The following is a 15,797-nucleotide window of genomic DNA, read 5'->3' as shown; positions in this document are numbered from 1 at the left end:
CCCCGACCCGGTCGCCGGGGAGGCCTCCGGTCGTCAGCTCGTCGAGGGGATGACGGTGGGGTCGGCGGGCTCCGGCGCCGCGGAGGCCGCTGCCACGCCGCGGCCGAAGGCCTGGCCCTGCAGGATCGCTCCGAGATCGACTCCGGTCGCCGACTTGACGCTGTCGAACGTGGCCGCGAGGCTCGCCGCCTGCTCCCGGGCGATGTGGGTGCCCGCGGTGTCGCCTCCGATCAGCGTGACGGTGCCGACGTTCTGGTAGCCCTTCGCGAACTCGGCCATCAGCGACGGGAGCTGCCCGATGAGCTCGCGACCCAGGATCGCCTCCTGGTTCTCGCGGAGCGCCTCCGCCTCGGCCTGGATCGCGGCCGCGCTCGCCTCGCCCTTGGCCCGGATGGCCTCCGCCTCGGCGGTGGCGTTCGCACGCAGGGCCTCGGCCTCGGCGCCGGCCTTGGCGCGCAGTGCGTGGGCCTCGGCTTCTGCGCGTGCACTCAGGGCTGCCGCCTCGGCTGCGGCCGACGCCTGACGCGCCTCTGCCTGGCGCTGGACGGCATAGGCCTCGGCGTCGGACACCTGCTGCGCGACCTGGCGGTCGGTCGAGGCCTTCTTCTCGCGCCCGTAGGCGTCGGCGTCGGCCTCGGTCTGGCGACGGTACTTCTCAGCATCGGCGACGCGCTTGACGTCGGCGTCGAGCTCGGCCTGCCGGTTCTCGGCGCGCTGGACGAGGACGGCCTGCTCGCGCTCGGCGCGGGCCAGGTTCTCGGCCTGCTCGGCCTCGGCGTTCGCCCGCCCGACCTCGGACTTGGCGGCGGCGGTGTTCTTGTCGTAGGCGGTCTGCTCGATCAGGTTCGCCTCGTCGGTGGCGAGCTGACGGGCCTTCACTTCGCGGGCCGCGTTGATCCGGGCGACGTCGGCCTCGCGCCGGACGCGCTCGATCTCCTGCGCGCCGAGCGCCTCGATATAGCCGTTGCGATCGGTGACGCCCTGGATGGCGAAGGAGTCGAGGACGAGGCCCTGGGCGAGCAGGTCGCCCTTGATGCCCTCGGCGATCTCGTCGCCGAGCTTCTGCCGGTCCTGCATGACCTCCTCGACGCTGAGCTTCGCGACGACGCCGCGGAGGGCGCCCTCCAGCTGCTCCGTCGTGAAGACGTCGATCGACTGGTCCTGCGAGGCGAAGCGCTCGGCGGCAGCGCGCACCTGGTCGGCCGTGGAGCCGATCTTGACGAGGGCGACGCCGGCGAGGTGGATCGTCACGCCGTTCTTGGTCTGCGCGACCGGCTCCATCTTGATCTGGCGCGAGCGCAGCGAGATGCGGTCGGAGCGCTGCGTCAGCTTGTTGACGAACGCGCCACCACCGGTGATGACGGTCATGTTAGACGTCAGCCCGTCATCGCCCTTCTGCTTCTTACCGACGATCACGATCGCCTCGTCGGCCTGCGGCACCTGGTACCAGGCCCGGAAGATGAAGAAGCCGATGACGGCGAGCAGCAGCACGACGCCGACCGCGATGCCGGCGATGACGATCCAGAGCAGATCAGATTGCATGGACGAGATTCCCCCTTGCTCCGAACCCGCGGGAGGCGGGTTCCTGAGTGATGTACAGGTTCATCGTGGCATGGCTCGCCGCGGGGCGGCGGGGAGGGCGGCCGACATCGGCCGGAGCGCCTGGGTGCTCGAGCCGAAGCGGAATCGTCCGGTCGTCCTGACCGGGAACGCCGAACGGTTCGAAGGCGGGTGCGCTGTAGGTTGGCGTCCATGCCCGATGACGACGTCCTCGACGCTCTCCGCGAGTTCGTGCGGGAGCGCGACTGGTCGCAGTTCCACACTCCTGAGAACCTCGCGAAGAGCATCAGCATCGAGTCCGGCGAACTGCTCGAGTGCTTCCAGTGGGGCGAGGGCGACCTCCCCGCGGCGGTGGAAGAGCTCGCGGACGTGCTGACCTACTGCCTCCTGCTCGCCGACCGCCTCGGAGTCGACGCGGACGAGATCGTCCTCGCGAAACTCCGCACGACGCGGGAGAAGTACCCCGTCGACAAGGCACGGGGTCGGAGCGAGAAGTATGACCGGCTTTAGCCTCGAGCGCCTGCCCTTCGACTCCGACCAGGTCCGGGTCTGGGGAGCCGCCGACCCGCGGCACCGCAACTGGCCCGTCGTCTACGTCCTCGACAGCGCGACGGAGGTCTACGTCGGCGAGTCCCTCAACGCCGAGGGACGGCTGCGCCAGCACCTGGACTCTCCTGAGAAGAGTCGGCTGGAGCGCGTGCGGGTCGTCCTCGACGACACCTTCAACAAGTCCGCCTGCCTCGACCTCGAGTCGTTCCTCCTGCGGATGCTGTCGGGCGAGGGCCGGTTGACGGTCCTGAACCACAACGCGGGGATCACCGACGCCGACTACTTCGACCGCGAGTCCTATCGTCGGACGTTCGACGAGGTCTTCGAGGTCCTGCGCACCGAGGAGCATCTCTTCCAGCGGACGCTTCCGGAGATCGTCAACAGCGATCTCTTCAAGCTGTCGCCGTTCAAAGCGCTCAACCACGACCAGGCCATCGCCGTCGAGGACATCCTCGAGGGCTTGTTCGCGGATCTGGAGTCCGGGCAGCCGAGCACGGTCGTCGTGCAGGGAGACCCGGGGACTGGCAAGACCGTCGTCGCGATCTACCTGCTGAAACTCCTGCAGGACATCCGCCGGCACGATCCGGAGGAGCCGCTGGACAGCGACTCCGTCTTCAGCGACTTCTTCACCCCCGGTCACGCGGAGCTGCTGTCGACGCTCCGCGTCGGACTCATGGTGCCGCAGCAGTCGCTGCGCGGCTCGATCGCACGGGTCTTCACGCTGACGCCGGGCTTGAGCAAGCACCTCGTGCTCACGCCTTTCGATGTCGGGCAGAGCGAGGAGCCCTTCGACCTCCTCCTGGTCGACGAGGCCCACCGTCTGAGTCAGCGGGCGAATCAGCCGTCCGGCCCCTTGAACAAGAAGTTCGCCGACATCAACCGGGCACTGTTCGGACAGGACTCCCTCGAGTACACGCAACTCGACTGGATCCGCGCCCGCAGCAAGCACACGATCCTGATGCTCGACACGGCGCAGACCGTCCGACCGATGGACCTCCCTGCTGCCGTCACAGGGCGCCTCCTCGCGGAGGCGTCGGCGAGTGGTCGCGTGTACCCCCTCCGCTCGCAGATGCGCATCGCGGCGGACAAGGACTACGTCGGGTACGTGCGCGCGACGCTGTCCGACGCCCCGCCCGAGCACCGCGAGGACTTCGGCTCCTACGACCTGCGCTTCTTCGAGGACCTCGCCGAGCTGCGCAGGGAGCTGCTGCTCCGAGAGCAGGAGCACGGCCTCGCGCGACTCGTCGCCGGGTACGCCTGGAAGTGGATCACCCGGAAGCAGAAGGACGCCTTCGACATCGAGATCGACGGCCTGGCGCTGCGCTGGAATCGGACCCAGCGCGACTGGATCAACTCCCCCGGGGCGATCGACGAGGTCGGCTCGATCCACACCGTGCAGGGCTACGACCTCAACTACGCCGGAGTCGTGATCGGACGCGACCTGCGCTACGACCCTGTCCGTCACCGCATCGTCTTCGACCGCGCGAACTACCACGACAAGAAGGGGCGCGAGAACAACCCGAAGCTCGGCATCACGTACACCGACGAGGATCTTCTCGCCTACGTCCGCAACATCTACACGGTGCTGCTGACGCGCGGGATCCGCGGTACCTACGTGTACGTCTGCGACGGACCATTGCGAGAGTATCTCTCGCGCTACTTCTGATCGGGCCACGGCGGTCCTGGCGACCGATGCCACCAGCATTTGGCTATTCCGATGATCGCCGGCATCCGCCCGCCGCTGACGCTCGACCCACGCCGCCTCGAGCCGTTCCGACATCCCGTCGCCCGTCGATGCACGCCAGCCCGAATCGGACCCGCGACCTCACCGGCCGGCGACGACGACGGCCCACGGCGAGGCCTCCTCGGCGGCGAGAGACCCGAGTGCGGCACTGGGGACTGCCTCGAGTCTCACTTCGTCGCGTTCGGGTGATGGGTGTGCACCTGCTCGAGGTACACGACCTGCTCGCTCACGAAGAACCAGATCCGGGCATCGCCGTGCTGGGTCGGCTTGTGCTGCCAGCGGTCGTGGGTGCTGCCGGCGCGGGTCACCGTCGCCAGTTCGCCCCTCAGGCGGTAGTTCGTCGGAGTCGTCTGCGTCGGCGTGCGGACGAAAAAGTCCCAGGCGTCGGCCAGTGCGTTCCGTGACGTCGCGCGCAGATCGGTCCAGCCCTTCTGCGCCTGCACCGAGGCGAAGCGGATCTCGTACTCGTTCTTCTTGAGCGGCCGATCGACCCGGTCGTTCCTCGCCACGCTCAGGGTCGTTCGACGACGACGCCGTTGCCCTCGAGCCAGTCGACCCGAGTCGTGCCGAGCCCGGCGGCGAGAGCCGTCGCCGTCTCCCTCCAGGAGATCGTCTCGGCGACCGCGAGGTGAGCCTGACCCGTGGCGAAGGATGCCCGCGCCGCCGCGAGGAGCTGGGTGGCGCACGACTCCCTGTCCTCCGTGGTGAGGGCGAGCATCCACGGGAAGACGTGCGCCATCCGGTCGCCGAGGCTGCCCCGGTCGTCCGTCGAGACGGCGATCAGCTGTGCGGCGAGTTCGAGGAGCTGCTCGCGCGACTCCGCCTCGCGCTTGGACATCAGCACGAGGTCGTCGCCGTCTCGGCGAGTGACATCGATCGGATGCTCATCGGCGGCGGCGAAGACCTCGCGGGGATTCCGACTCAACTCGGACGACTGGAAGGAGCGGGCGGGCTTGGTGGCGACCATCGTCTCAGCGTAGTTCAGAATACGTTCTGAATGCGGTGCCGGCGCGAACGACTCTGCGATCAGACACCTCTTCGACCCGATCGGTTCTGAGCACGCCACGTCCGCACCGCAGACGCGACAGCGACTCGGTGGCGATCGGCTCGGCTCCTCAGGCCGGTCAGCGCTCCGCCGCCTCGCACTCGCCCGTGCCGGCGGCGCGGTTCACGCAGACGCGCGCAGTCTCGCCCGCGAGACGCCGGGCGGCCGGCATCAGGCTCTCGAGATCGGCATCGCTCGGGTCCCCCGCGACGGTCACGGTCACCGACCGATCCGAGCCGACCACAGACGCGATCCGGGGGTCTGCGAGCAGCACCGCGGCGGCCTCGACATCGGCGCTCAGGGCCGGCGGCGCGGACCTGACGTCGAGAGTGAGCGAACCCGCGCTCCGCACGGTGACCGAGACGGTCGAGAACACCCCCGACTCCGGTCGTCCCGACACCGCCGAGGCGACGAGGCGGGCCTCGTCCACCGAGTCCACGGCGAACACTGCGCGATCGTCGTCCGTCCAGACGGAGCCGACGGCGGCAGACGGCTCCGCGGGCAGCGCGGCGAGCAGAGCGCGGACGGGATCGCCGGTGGCACCGGCGCCGAGGGCGACGCGAGGGCTCGAGAACACCACGACCAGATCCTCCGGAGCCTCTGCTGCGGCGAGCGCGGCCGGCGCGAGCGAGTCCTCGCCCGCCAGCGACACCTCGAGACGGCCCGGCTCGGCCCGGAAGGCCGTCGCGGCCACAGCGCCCGAGACGGCCGTCCACATGCGCTCGGCGTCGTCCAGCCAGGGTCCCGGGACTCCGCGGACGAGCGTCGCGCGATCCCGGCTCTGCACTGTGACGTACGGCGCCGCAGCCTCGCCGAGCACCCGGGGAGCGTCCTCCGCCAGCGTGAACGCCGCGACGGCGTCCGCCTCCGCGCTGAGGATGAGGCTCGCACCCGACACCCGGTCGTCGTCGTCAGCGGGCGTCAGCGCGACCGACGCCACCCGGTCGTCGTCGCGCAGCTCGATCGCGGCCACCGTCGTCCTGGCGGCCAGATCGGAGTCCCGGGAGACGGGCAGCGTGAGGTCCTTCGCGACGACCACGATGCGCACCTTGTCCGCCGGGCGCGCGGCCGCGAAGGCGCTCAGCCGGTCGACCAGGGCCAGCAGGTCCGGGTCGGAGACGTCGTCGCGCACGGACACCTCGGCGCTCACGCCGCCCGTGAACGGCATGTTGTCGACCGTCGAGAGCTCCAGGTCCGCGACGGCCTCGTCGCCACCGAAGCTGCGGGAGAAGTCGCTCCGCGGGGAGTCGAGGGCGCATCCGGTCAGGAGCAGGGCTGCGATCGCGACGAGACCCGTGAGAGCGTTCCGCCGCCGTCGCACGCTCACCATCGGATCAGCGTAACGAGCCGCGAAGACCGCTCACGGAACGGGCGGGCTTGTTGACAGCCGGGCCACCCCGTGCGAAGTGGAGGAGAAGTGCTGGGGTACCTGGACTCGAACCAAGAACAACTGAACCAGAATCAGCCGTGTTGCCAATTACACCATACCCCAATGATCATCCCGGGATGAGCCGGGAGACCAGGCGGCGGCCGGAACGAGTTCCAGCGCCGAGAGACGACAGTACCCTACGGGCGCACGCTGCTCAAATCGGGGATCGCGAGGTGCTCCGCCTCCGGGGCGGCCTCGCCGAGGCGGGCCCGCACGAGGTCGCGGTTGAGGGCCGACGCGACCTGGGCGCCGGAGCCGGCGGCGACGATCAGCTGCTGCGGGCCGGGGGCGGTCACCTCGCCCGCGGCGTAGAGCCCGGGCACCGAGGTGCGGCCGCCGGCGTCGACGCGGAGGAAGCCCTCGGCGTCACGCTCGGGACCTGCGGCGTCGAGGTAGTCGAGCATCGGCACCCAGACGGGACGGACGAACGCGCCGGAGCGCGGAACCACGTCTCCGTCGGCCAGGGCGACGCCGGTCATCCGGGCTCGCTCCCCCACCAGGTCGACCACCGGGCGGCGCTCGACGCGCACGCCGATCGAGCCGAGCAGGGACTCGTCGGCGTCGCTGACCACTCCGATGCCGTTGGTGAAGACGATCAGATCGGTCGACCACTGCGAGAGCAGCATGGCGCGCTCGGCGAGGTCGTCGGTCTCGCCGATCAGGGCGAGCGGCTCGTCGGCCTTCTCGAAGCCGTCGCACTCCATGCAGCTGTGCACGGCGGTGCCGTAGTAGGCGCGCACGCTCGGCAGCGACGGCAGCCGCTCGGTGAGGCCGCCGGCCACCACGACGGCGGTCGCGATCACGCGGCGGTCGGCCGAGCCGCGGACGCCCCGGGCGGAGACCACGAACTCGCCTCCCGAGCGCTCGACCGAGGTGACCAGGCAGTTGTGCACCTCGGCGGCGTCGTAGCGGTCGAACTCCTCGCGGCCGAGGCGACGCAGCTCGAGCGGCGAGATGCCGTCGCGCGTGATGAAGCCGTGCGAGTGCAGCGTCGCCGCGTTGCGAGGGCGATTCGCGTCGAGCAGCAGCACGCTGCGCCGCGCGCGCACGAGGTTGAGCGACGCCGAGAGCCCCGCGGGGCCCGCGCCGATCACGACGACGTCGTACCGGCCTCCCACTGCCTCGCCCATGGTCAGGCGAGCCGGGAGGAGAGACGCACGAGGCGGGCGATCGACTCGGCCTTGCCGAGGATCTCCATCGACTCGAACAGCGGAGGCGACACCCGGCGGCCCGAGATCGCCGTGCGCAGCGGGCCGTAGGCGATGCGCGGCTTGAGCCCGAGCCCCTCGATGAGGGCCGACGCGAGCGCCTCCTGCACCGACGCGGTCAGCCACTCCCCCTCCGGCACGAGCTCGAGGGCGCCGACGGAGGCGGCGAGCACCTCTCCGGCGTTCGCGGGCAGACCCTTCAGCGCGTCCTCGTCGTACTCGAGCGCGTCGGCGGTGGTGAACAGGAAGCCGAGCATGCCGGGAGCCTCGCCCAGCAGTCCGATGCGCTCCTGCACCAGCGGTGCCGCGGCGTCGAGCACGCCGCGCTGCTCGGCGGTGGGCTCGCCGGCGAGGACTCCCGCGGCGATCAGGTAGGGCACCGTCCGCTCGGTGAAGTCGTCGACGGCGAGGAGGCGGATGTGGTCGCCGTTGATCGACTCCGCCTTCTTGAGGTCGAAGCGGGCCGGGTTGGGGTTCACGTCGGCGACGTCGAACGCGGCGATCATCTCGTCGATCGAGAACACGTCGCGGTCGTGCGTCAGAGACCAGCCGAGCAGCGCCAGGTAGTTGACCAGGCCCTCGGGGATGAAGCCGCGGTCGCGGTGGTGGAACAGGTTCGAGGACGGGTCGCGCTTCGAGAGCTTCTTGTTCCCGTCGCCCATCACGTAGGGGAGGTGGCCGAAGCGCGGCACGAAGGTGGTCACTCCGATGTCGATGAGCGCGTGGTACAGCGCGATCTGCCGGGCGGTGGAGGGCAGGATGTCCTCGCCGCGGAGAACGTGCGTGATCTGCATCATCGCGTCGTCGACCGGGTTCACGAGCGTGTAGAGCGGCTGGCCGTTGGGGCGCACGACGACGAAGTCGCTGAACGACCCGGCGGGGAACGTGATCGGGCCGCGGACCAGGTCGTCGAACGACAGGTCGGCGTCGGGGACGCGGAGGCGGAGCGCGGGCTGCCGGCCCTCGGCGCGGAAGGCCGTGCGCTGCTCCTCGGTGAGGCCGCGATCGAAGTTGTCGTAGCCGTGCTGCTTCGCGCGGCCGGCCGCCTCGTTGCGGGCGTCGATCTCCTCGGCGCTGGAGTAGCTCTCGTAGAGGTGGCCCGAGGCGAGGAGGCGCTCGATCACGTCGAGGTAGACGTCGCTGCGCTCGGACTGGCGGTACGGGCCGTGCGGGCCGCCGACCCCGACGCCCTCGTCCCAGTCGAGCTTCAGCCAGCGCAGAGCGTCGAGGATCTGCTCGACGCTCTCCTCGCTGTCGCGCGCGGCGTCGGTGTCCTCGATGCGGAACACGAACGTGCCTCCGGTGTGCCGCGCAAAGGCCCAGTTGAACAGGGCGGTGCGGATGAGGCCGACGTGCGGCGTCCCGGTGGGCGACGGGCAGAACCGGACGCGGACGTCGCTGCCGGTCGCGGTGGTGAACGGGTGCGCGTCGGGTGCGCGATCCAGGGGGGAAGTGAGCTCAGACATACGGGTCCGATTCTATCCGCGTCGAGCCGCCCGGCGCCCCGGGCGGGGCCTGCGACCCGGCCGGCGGCCCGAGGGCGTCTTGAACACGATCCCGCGTGCTCCGCTCGGCCCGATCGTGCTCGCGACGGCGGTCTCGTGTTCACCACGCCCTAGCGCGAAGCAGTGCTCGGCGTCAATGGACTGCCTTTCGGGCAGGAGCAGTGGTGCTCTGGGCCGAGAGCTTCTCCTCGCGGTGTGAGGACCGCCGACCACGACCTCAGACCTCCGAAAGAGACCCCCGAAAGGCGCCCGCATGAGCCTGACCGATCTCGCTGCCGAGCGCCGTCTCGATGCTCGCCCGGCTGCGCTCTCGGAGTCGGCCCGGGAGGAGAAGGACGCCCGCACCCTCTCGCTGTTCCGCCGGGCCGCCGCAGTCGAGCAGGCGGAGGCCGACCGCATCCGGGAGCGCATCGTGCTCGACCATCTGGGCCTGGCCGAGGCCATGGCCCGCCGCATCTCGCGCGGAAGCGGGCAGACATCGGGATCGCAGGCCGGCGGCGACTGGTCGGACCTGCGCCAGGTCGCCTACGTCGGTCTGGTCAAGGCCTCGCAGCGCTTCACGCCCGACCGCGGCGACAGCTTCGCCGCCTTCGCGGTGCCGACCATCACCGGGGAGCTCAAGCGCCACCTCCGCGACCTGGGCTGGATGATCCGCCCGCCCCGGACCGTGCAGGAGCTGCACCGCCGCGCGAACGTGGTCGCCGAGGAGCTGGCGCAGGAGCTCGGCCGCCACCCGTCCGACGACGAGGTCGCCCGGCGGCTCGGGGTCGAGGTGAGCGAGGTGACCGACGCGCGCTCGGCCGGGCATCCCCTCTCGCTCGACGAGACGGTCGGCGAGGCCGGGGTTCGCCTGGCGGAGACGCTCGGCGGCGACGACGAGCGGTTGTCCGCGATCGAGCGCCGGCACGGCCTGGCCGAGGCGCTCGGGCTGCTCGAGGAGGGCCAGCAGGAGCTGCTGCGGATGCGCTTCGTCGACGAGATGACCCAGCAGCAGATCGCGGACGAGCTGGGCACGACGCAGATGCAGGTCTCGCGCCTGCAGCGCCGCACCCTCGCTCAGCTCGCCGAGACGCTCGGCGCTCCGGAGCGCGAGCGCCGGGCCCGCGTCACTCCCGTGCGCTCGACCGAGACCCTGCGGACCGCCTGAGGTGCGCCTCGGCACGCGAGGGCAGCGACGCCAGGGCGGCGAGCACGTCCTCGACCTGCACGGCGAGCAGGGCCGGGTCGGGCTCGGCCGAGAAGACGTCGCCGCGGCGGAGCGAGGCGTCGGTCAGCACCACGTGCGGGCCCGAGACGGGCGGACCCCAGGCCTCGGGCGGCGCCGGTCCGAAGATCACCACCGAGGGGATCCCGTAGGCGGAGGCGAGGTGCGCGGCACCGGTGTCGACCGTCACGACGACCTCGGCGGCGGCGACCACCGCGGCGAACTCCGTCAGGTCGATCGCTCCGGCGAGCACCTCGCCGACGCCGGCGCGCTCGGCGATGCGGCGCGCGCGGTCGCGCTCGTTCGCGCCTCCGGTGTAGACGACGCGGTGGCCCTGGCGGGCGAGCTCCTGCGCGACCGCGGCGAAGCGCTCCTCCGGCCACTCGCGCGAGCCGTAGAAGGCGCCGATGTGCACCACGGCGGCACCGGCGACCGGGGCGGGCGCCTCCGGGACGGCGATCGCGACCTCCTCGGGATCGGCAGCGAGGCCGATCGAGTTCACCAGGCGGGCCCAGCGGGCGCGCTCGAGCTCGCCGTCGATCCAGAGCGGCCGCGGGTCGTGGGGACCGGCGTCGGGATCGAGTGCGGGGACGCGGAACTCGAGGGTGCGCTGCGGGACGAGCGCGGTGAGCGCGTCGCGCGACTCCGGGCCGTTGCCGTGGAGGTTGACCGCCATGTCGATGCGGTGCGGCGCGACCGGCAGCGGGTCGTCGAGACCCCGCAGCGTCGGGACCAGCGCGTCGAGGCCCTCGACGAGATCGACGATCGGCTCGAGCCAGGGGGTCGTGGCGAGGATCAGCCGGTGCTCGGGGAAGCCTCGGCGAAGCGCTCGCAGCGCCGGGACGGCGACGAGGAGGTCGCCCAGCTTGAGCGCCCGCAGCGCGAGGATCTCGGGGGTTCCGTCGGGATCGGTGAGAGCGCGCACGGCGCCTCCTTCCTGTCGCGGGTCCCGTACCCCACCCGCGCCGCCTCAGACGCGCGGCGCCCGACGCGGCCGACGCGCCCGACGGGGAGCAGTTCTCCTCCCTCCGGTTTACGACCCTACGGAGAGGGGTACGAGGAGAAGGTGAACGCCTCCCTGAGCACCTCCCCCGGCCGACGCCGCCCGGCGCCGCCGCTGCGCGGGATCCTCTTCGATCGCGACGCGACCCTCGTGGTCGACGTGCCGTACAACGGCGACGCCTCGAAGGTCGAGCCGATGCCGACCGCGCTCGACGCGGTGGCGCGCGCTCGGGAGGCGGGGCTGGCCCTCGGAGTCGTCACCAATCAGTCGGGCATCGCCCGCGGCATCATCGACCGCGCGCAGGCCGACGCCGTGAACGCGCGGGTCGACGAGCTCTTCGGCGGCTTCGACGTCTGGATGCTCTGCCCGCACGGACCCGAGGACGGCTGCGACTGCCGGAAGCCCGCCCCCGGGATGGTGCTCGGCGCAGCCGACGCGCTCGGTCTGCCGGCCGACTCCCTCGCCGTGATCGGCGACATCGGCGCCGACGTCGGGGCCGCTGTCGCCGCGGGAGCCCGCGGAGTGATCGTGCCGACTCCGATCACCCTCGCCGACGAGGTGGCCGCCGCACCGCTGCGCGCGGCGACCCTCCTCGAGGCGGTCGAGCTGCTGCTCGCCATGCAGCCGGACGGGGAGTCGGAGTGACGCGCCGCGTGCTCGTCGCCCGCCTCGACAGCGCCGGCGACGTCCTGCTCTGCGGTCCCGCCGTCCGCGCGATCGCGGCGGACGCCGAGGTGCTGCTGCTGTGCGGCCCGCAGGGTGCGCCCGCCGGCGCCCTGCTGCCCGGCCCCGCCTCGGTGCGCACCTGGTCGTGCCCGTGGATCGGCGACGCCTCCAGGCCGGTCGACGCCGCCCTGGTCGAGGAGCTCACCGCGATCGTGCGGGAGTTCTCGCCCGACGAGGCCGTGATCCTCACCTCGTTCCACCAGTCGCCGCTGCCGCTCGCCCTGCTGCTGCGCCTGGCAGGCGTCGCCCGCATCTCGGGCGCCTCCGTCGACTTCGCCGGTGCGCTGCTCGACGTGCGCCTCGTGCCGGGCGAGACGCTCGAGGAGGACCAGCCGGAGCCGGAGCGCGCCCTCGCCATCGCCGCGGCGGCCGGGTTCGCCCTGCCCGCCGGTGACGACGGACGCCTCCGAGTGCGCCGCGAGGGTCGCCTCCCCGCGCAGCTCGACGGAGTCGGGCCCTACGTGGTCGTGCACCCCGGAGCGGCCGTGCCCGCCCGCGCGTGGCCCGCGGAGAACGCGGCGAGCGCCGTCGAGCTCCTCGCGGACGCGGGCTGGACGGTCGCCGTCACCGGAGGCCCGGGCGAGCGCGCGCTGACCGCCCGGGTCGCGGGAAATCGCGGCATCGACCTGGGCGGGGCCACCGACTTCGCGGGCGCCGCCGAGGTGCTCGCGGGAGCCTCCGTCGTGATCTGCGGCAACACCGGCCCCGCGCACCTCGCCGCGGCGGTCGGCACTCCGGTGGTCAGCCTCTTCGCGCCCGTCGTCCCCGCGGTGCGCTGGGCGCCCTACGGCGTGCCCGTCGCGCTGCTCGGCGACCAGCACGCGGCGTGCGCGGGCTCGCGCGCGCGCGTCTGCCCCGTGCCCGGCCATCCCTGCCTGGCGGGGGTGAGCGCCGAGGAGGCGGTCGCCGCCGCCCTGCGACTGACGACGACGGAGGCGATGGCATGAGGATCCTGCTCTGGCACGTGCACGGCGGCTGGGCGGACGCCTTCGTCCGCGGCGACCACCAGTACCTGCTCCCGACGACGCCCGAGCGCGACGGCTGGGGCCTCGGCACCGGCGGACGCGACTGGCCGAACGCGATCGAGATCGCCCCCGACGATCTGCGCGACGCCGAGGTCGACGCCGTGCTGCTGCAGCGACCGGAGGAGCTCGCCGAGGCCGAGCGCCTGCTCGGCCGGCGGATCGGCCTCGACCTGCCCGCCGTCTACGTCGAGCACAACACGCCGCGGGGCGAGGTGCCCGACAACCGGCACCCGTTCGCCGACAGCGACGACCTCCTCCTGGTGCACGTCACGCACTTCAACGCGCTGATGTGGGAGACCGGATCGACGACCACCGCGGTGATCGAGCACGGCATCCACGATCCCGGCGCGCTCTACACGGGCGAGCTGCCGCACTTCGGCGTCGCCGTCAACGAGCCCGTCCGCCGCGGGCGGGTGGCGGGGACGGACCTGCTGCCGCGGTTCGCCCGGATCGCCCCGCTCGACGTCTTCGGCATGAAGACCGAGGCGCTGCGCGGGCTGCCGGGGCTCGCCGAGGTGAACGTGATGGGCGACGTGCGCACCGAGGCGATGCACGCCGCGCTCGCCCGCCGGCGCGTCTACCTGCATCCGTTCCGCTGGACCTCGCTCGGCCTCGCGCTGCTCGAGGCGATGCATCTCGGCATGCCCGTGGTCGCGCTCGACGTCACGGAGGCCGGCCGCGCCGTCCCGCCCGAGGCCGGCGCGATCTCGAACGATCTCGACGCGCTGGCGACCGCCGCCCGCGCGCTGATCGCCGACCCCGAGCGGGCGATGGCCGCCGGGGCGGTGGCGCGCGAGGTCGCCCTCGAGCGCTACGGGCTCGGCCGGTTCCACCGCGACTGGGACACCGTGCTCGCCGATCTCCCCCGCCGCACCCCGACCCCGCAAGGGAGCACCCGATGACGCCGCTCACGATCGCGATGGTGTCCGAGCACGCCAGCCCGCTGGCCACGCTCGGCGGTGTCGACGCGGGCGGGCAGAACGTGCACGTCGCGGCACTCGCCGAGGCGCTCGCCCGCCGCGGCCACCGCGTGGTGGTCTACACCCGCCGAGACGACCCGTCCCTCCCCCGCCGCGTCCCCTTCACCGCCGGAGTCGAGGTCGTGCACATCGACGCGGGCCCGGCGCGCCGCGTGCCGAAGGACGACCTGCTGCCGTTCATGGCCGACTTCGCCGTCGACCTGGCGGCGGACTGGATCCAGGAGCGGCCCGACCTCGTGCACAGCCACTTCTGGATGTCGGGCGTCGCCGCCCTCGACGCCTCCGAGCGGGTGGCAACCGCCACCGGCCGCCGCGTCCCCGTGCTGCACACCTTCCACGCCCTCGGAGTCGTCAAGCGCCGCCAGCAGGGCGCGCAGGACACGAGCCCGGCCGAGCGCGAGTGGCTCGAGCCGGGAGTCGGCCGCCGGGCGGACGGCATCATCGCCACCTGCTCCGACGAGGTGGCCGAGCTGACCGCCCTCGGCGTGCCCGCCGCGGGCGTCTCGATCGTCCCGTGCGGAGTCGACATCGAGCGCTTCACCCCCGACGGACCCGTCGCGCCCCGCACCGAGCGCACACGGCTGATGAGCATCGGCCGTCTCGTGCCGCGCAAGGGCATGGGGCACGCGATCGAGGCCCTCGCCCTGCTCGTCGCCGGCGGCCGAGACGCCGAGCTCGTCATCGTCGGCGGCTCCGGCTCGGGGGACGCGCTCGCCGCCGACCCCGAGTACCGGCGGCTGCACGCGGTGGCCGAGAGCCTCGGAGTCGCCGACCGGGTCGCCCTGGTCGGTCAGCTCTCGCAGACCGAGATGCCGGCGATGCTCCGCTCGGCCGACATCGTGGTCTGCGCTCCCTGGTACGAGCCGTTCGGCATCACCCCGCTCGAGGCGATGGCGTGCGGAGTGCCGGTCGTCGCCTCCGCAGTCGGCGGTCTCATCGACACGGTCGTCGACGGCGTGACCGGTGTGCACGCGCCGCCGCGGGACCCCGAGGCGCTCGCCTCCGCCCTCGCCGCTCTGATCGACGAGCCCGCTCTCGCCCGCGCGTACGGCGCCGCGGGTCGCGAGCGCGTCGCCTCGCGCTACTCCTGGGACCGCGTCGCCGCGGACACCGAGCACGCCTACCTCTCGACACTCGCCGGCGCCGAACCGCTCCTCACCGGCGCCCCCTCACTCCCCCTCCCCCGGAAGGCGGCACGATGACCCTCGACACCGTTCTCGACACCCCGACGGACGCCGCCCGGCGCCTCGTCGACGACCACGTCGCCCGCGCCCTCGACGTCGTCGCGCAGCTGGAGCGCCACTCCGAGCGCATCGCGGCCTGGGGCATCGACCTGGCCGACCGCCTGCACTCGGGGGCGCGACTGCTCGCCGCCGGCAACGGCGGATCGGCCGCCGAGGCCCAGCACCTCACGGCCGAGCTCGTCGGCCGCTTCGACGGCGACCGCATTCCCTTCTCGGCGATCTCGCTGCACGCGGAGTCGTCGAGCCTCACGGCGATCGGCAACGACTACGGCTTCGACCACGTCTTCGCGCGTCAGGTCACCGCGCACGCCCGCGCCGGCGACGTGGTCGTGCTGCTCTCGACGAGCGGCCGCAGCGCCAATCTGCTGCACGCGGCCGAGGCGGCGCGCGCCGCGGGGGCCCGCACCTGGGCGCTGACCGGCGACGGGCCCAACCCGCTGACCGACGCCTGCGACGAGTCGATCGCGCTCGAGGGGCACGGCTCGAACGTGCAGGAGGCGCAGCTCGTGCTGGTGCACGCGCTCTGCCGGGCCTTCGAGCACCGGATCCGCGCCCGCACCGAGGCCGCCGCGTGA

Annotated in this window: 15 protein-coding genes and 1 tRNA gene; 8 read left to right on the top strand and 8 right to left on the bottom strand. The window is 72.5% G+C overall.

Features of this window, described 5'->3' with window-relative positions; genetic code table 11:
* Positions 1-33: 33 nt before the first annotated feature.
* Positions 34-1,542 (bottom strand): SPFH domain-containing protein, encoded by a 1,509-nt coding sequence (locus GRS96_RS09200; RefSeq protein WP_159859049.1) that lies wholly within the window; start codon positions 1,540-1,542, stop codon positions 34-36.
* Positions 1,543-1,752: 210 nt separating this feature from the next.
* Here GRS96_RS09200 and GRS96_RS09195 point away from each other — a divergent pair, with 210 nt between their 5' ends.
* Both GRS96_RS09195 and GRS96_RS09190 read left to right on the top strand, forming a co-directional pair.
* A complete protein-coding gene (locus GRS96_RS09195) occupies positions 1,753-2,070 on the top strand; it encodes a nucleotide pyrophosphohydrolase (RefSeq protein ID WP_159859046.1) in 318 nt (105 codons plus the stop codon).
* Positions 2,057-3,775, top strand: a complete 1,719-nt coding sequence (locus tag GRS96_RS09190) for a DUF2075 domain-containing protein (protein WP_159988322.1) — start codon at positions 2,057-2,059, stop codon at positions 3,773-3,775. The genes GRS96_RS09195 and GRS96_RS09190 overlap by 14 nt, the downstream gene beginning before the upstream one ends.
* Before the next feature lie 245 nt (positions 3,776-4,020).
* Here the strand turns inward: GRS96_RS09190 and GRS96_RS09185 are convergent, their stop codons facing one another.
* The 6 genes from GRS96_RS09185 to gltX form a co-directional block, all read right to left on the bottom strand.
* Positions 4,021-4,362 (bottom strand): hypothetical protein, encoded by a 342-nt coding sequence (locus GRS96_RS09185; protein ID WP_159988321.1) that lies wholly within the window; start codon positions 4,360-4,362, stop codon positions 4,021-4,023.
* 2 nt (positions 4,363-4,364) lie between these two features.
* Positions 4,365-4,820, bottom strand: coding sequence for a prevent-host-death protein (locus GRS96_RS09180; RefSeq protein ID WP_159859004.1), 456 nt, complete (start codon positions 4,818-4,820; stop codon positions 4,365-4,367).
* 157 nt (positions 4,821-4,977) lie between these two features.
* On the bottom strand, positions 4,978-6,228 hold the full coding sequence (locus tag GRS96_RS09175; protein WP_159988320.1) for a hypothetical protein: 1,251 nt from the start codon (positions 6,226-6,228) through the stop codon (positions 4,978-4,980).
* A 90-nt stretch (positions 6,229-6,318) separates the two neighbouring features.
* Positions 6,319-6,390, bottom strand: a tRNA-Gln gene (locus GRS96_RS09170).
* Between the two features lie 74 nt (positions 6,391-6,464).
* Positions 6,465-7,457, bottom strand: coding sequence for an NAD(P)/FAD-dependent oxidoreductase (locus GRS96_RS09165; RefSeq protein ID WP_159858998.1), 993 nt, complete (start codon positions 7,455-7,457; stop codon positions 6,465-6,467).
* Positions 7,458-7,459: 2 nt separating this feature from the next.
* Positions 7,460-9,001 (bottom strand): glutamate--tRNA ligase, encoded by a 1,542-nt coding sequence (gene gltX, locus GRS96_RS09160; protein WP_159988319.1) that lies wholly within the window; start codon positions 8,999-9,001, stop codon positions 7,460-7,462.
* A 292-nt stretch (positions 9,002-9,293) separates the two neighbouring features.
* Here gltX and GRS96_RS09155 point away from each other — a divergent pair, with 292 nt between their 5' ends.
* The gene (locus GRS96_RS09155; protein ID WP_159988318.1) at positions 9,294-10,187 is read left to right on the top strand and encodes a sigma-70 family RNA polymerase sigma factor; all 894 of its coding nucleotides are present in this window, start codon (positions 9,294-9,296) and stop codon (positions 10,185-10,187) included.
* On the opposite strand, the gene GRS96_RS09150 is transcribed toward GRS96_RS09155, so the two are convergent.
* A complete protein-coding gene (locus tag GRS96_RS09150; RefSeq protein WP_159988317.1) occupies positions 10,147-11,169 on the bottom strand; it encodes a glycosyltransferase family 9 protein in 1,023 nt (340 codons plus the stop codon). The genes GRS96_RS09155 and GRS96_RS09150 overlap by 41 nt on opposite strands.
* Positions 11,170-11,310: 141 nt before the next feature.
* On the opposite strand from GRS96_RS09150, the gene GRS96_RS09145 reads away from it, so the two are divergent.
* Genes GRS96_RS09145 through GRS96_RS09125 form a run of 5 tightly spaced genes read left to right on the top strand, consistent with a single transcriptional unit; the run spans position 11,311 to position 15,797 of the window.
* Positions 11,311-11,892 carry a D-glycero-alpha-D-manno-heptose-1,7-bisphosphate 7-phosphatase gene (locus GRS96_RS09145; protein WP_235022102.1) on the top strand — a complete coding sequence of 194 codons (582 nt, stop codon included), beginning with the start codon at positions 11,311-11,313 and terminating at the stop codon, positions 11,890-11,892.
* Positions 11,889-12,920, top strand: a complete 1,032-nt coding sequence (locus GRS96_RS09140) for a glycosyltransferase family 9 protein (protein WP_204162063.1) — start codon at positions 11,889-11,891, stop codon at positions 12,918-12,920. The genes GRS96_RS09145 and GRS96_RS09140 overlap by 4 nt, the downstream gene beginning before the upstream one ends.
* Complete coding sequence (locus GRS96_RS09135; protein WP_159988316.1) at positions 12,917-13,900, top strand: glycosyltransferase; 984 nt, start codon at positions 12,917-12,919, stop codon at positions 13,898-13,900. The genes GRS96_RS09140 and GRS96_RS09135 overlap by 4 nt, the downstream gene beginning before the upstream one ends.
* Complete coding sequence (locus tag GRS96_RS09130) at positions 13,897-15,180, top strand: glycosyltransferase (RefSeq protein WP_159988315.1); 1,284 nt, start codon at positions 13,897-13,899, stop codon at positions 15,178-15,180. The genes GRS96_RS09135 and GRS96_RS09130 overlap by 4 nt, the downstream gene beginning before the upstream one ends.
* Positions 15,177-15,797 carry a D-sedoheptulose-7-phosphate isomerase gene (locus tag GRS96_RS09125; protein WP_159858981.1) on the top strand — a complete coding sequence of 207 codons (621 nt, stop codon included), beginning with the start codon at positions 15,177-15,179 and terminating at the stop codon, positions 15,795-15,797. Before GRS96_RS09130 ends, GRS96_RS09125 begins: the two co-directional genes overlap by 4 nt.

It is taken from the genome of Rathayibacter sp. VKM Ac-2803 (assembly GCF_009807175.1).
Lineage (GTDB): Bacteria > Actinomycetota > Actinomycetes > Actinomycetales > Microbacteriaceae > Rathayibacter.
The sequence above is the reverse complement of the archived record's forward strand: the minus strand, read 5'-3'. Positions and strand labels throughout refer to the sequence as shown.